The organism is Rhizobacter sp. P3_B12 (assembly GCF_056402895.1).
On the sequence record NZ_JBFUGN010001175.1, the window covers coordinates 1 to 1,709 of the forward strand.

The 1,709-nt window shown below is 70.7% G+C and carries 1 protein-coding gene; it reads left to right on the plus strand.

All coding sequences use genetic code 11. The features are described from left to right. Positions 1-21: 21 nt before the first annotated feature. Positions 22-1,709 (plus strand): protein kinase domain-containing protein (locus tag AC1D01_RS33465; RefSeq protein WP_477873778.1); only part of this gene is annotated, 1,688 nt, incomplete at its 3' end.

The following is a 1,709-nucleotide window of genomic DNA, read 5'->3' on the forward strand; positions in this document are numbered from 1 at the left end:
CAGTAGCCCGCCATTCCCTCGATGCCCGCTGTCGCCATGGCCACGCGCCCGACCACCCTGGGCCGCTTCGAACTGCGGCGCCTGCTCGGCAAGGGCGCGCAGGCGACGGTGTGGCTGGCCCACGACCCGCGCCTGGAGCGCGAGGTCGCCGTCAAGCTGATGCGCCCCGGTGCCGACACCGAAGCGGTGGGCCACTGGCTGCAGGAGGCGCGCAGCGTCAGCCGGCTGACCCATCCGCACATCGTGCCGGTGTTCGAGGCCGACGTGCACGAGCAGCAGCCGTACCTCGTCTTCGAATACGTGGCCGGCCCGACGCTGGCCGAGCAACTGCGCGCGAAGGGCGCGATGCCGGCGCGCGAGGCGGTGGAGATGATGCTCGGCGTGCTGGACGCGCTGACCGCCGCGCATGCCGCGGGCGTGATCCACCGCGACCTGAAGCCGTCGAACATCCTGGTCGACGGCGAGGGCCGGGCGCGCGTGATGGATTTCGGCATCGCCGCGAGCGTGAATGCACAGCATGTGCAGCAGGTGGTCGGCACGCCCGGCTACATGTCGCCCGAGGCCACGCACGGGCTGAAGCCGGCGCCGGCGATGGACCTGTTCTCGGCGGCGCTGGTGCTGGCCGAGATGCTGTGCGGGCGGCAGCTGCTGATCGAGAAAGACCCGTTCCGCGCGATGTACCGCGTGGCGCACGAGGACATGGTGTGGCCGAAGGATGCCGCCGGCGATGCCGACGATGCGCTGCGCGCGATCGTGATGCGCAGCCTCGCGCGCGATCCGGGGCAGCGGCATGCCGACGTGCCCACCTTCCGCAAGGCCTTGCAGGACTGGCTGGTGCCGGCCGGCAGCGATGCACCGGCGGCGCAGGCGGCCCAGGGCGGCAGCGGCACGCTGGACTTCCTGCTGCGGCGCATGCGGCACAAGAGCGATTTCCCGGCGATGTCGGATTCGGTGGTGCGCATCCAGCGCGTCGCGAACTCGGAGACCGAGAGCCTGTCCAGCCTGTCGAGCGAGATCCTGAAGGATGTCGCGCTGACCAACAAGCTGCTGCGGCTGGTGAACACCGCGCACTACGCGCAGTCGGGCGGCGGCAGCATCAGCACGGTGTCGCGTGCGGTGGCGCTGATCGGCTTTGCCGGCATCCGCAACATCGCGCTCAGCCTGGTGCTGCTGGAGCACATGCACGACAAGGGGCATGCKAACCAGCTGAAGGAGGAGTTCCTGCGCTCGCTGATGGCCGGCTCGCTGGCCAACGAGCTGCTGCCGGGGTCGAAGGAGGGCGAGGAGGCCTTCATCGGCGCGATGTTCCAGAACCTGGGCCGGCTGCTGACGGAGTTCTATTTCCCGGACGAGGCGCGCCAGGTGCGCAAGCTGACCGGCAGCAAGGGCGTGGGCGGCTCGACGATGGGCGAGCATGCGGCGTCGATCAGCGTGCTGGGGCTGAGCTTCGAGGAGCTGGGGCTGGGCATCGCGAAGGCCTGGGGCTTCCCCGAGAGCCTGCAGCGCTGCATGCGCCGGCCGGTGGGCGATTTCCCGACGCGGCCGTGCGAGAAGGTTGACCGCCTGCGCTGGATCGCGATGGCAGCCAACGAGGTGACCGACGCGATGATGCAGGCCGAGCCGGGCCGCGCGAGCAGCGCGATCGCGGCGGTGGCGCAGCGCTATGCGCGCGTGCTCGAGATCAGCCCGCGCGACATGCAGGCCGCGGC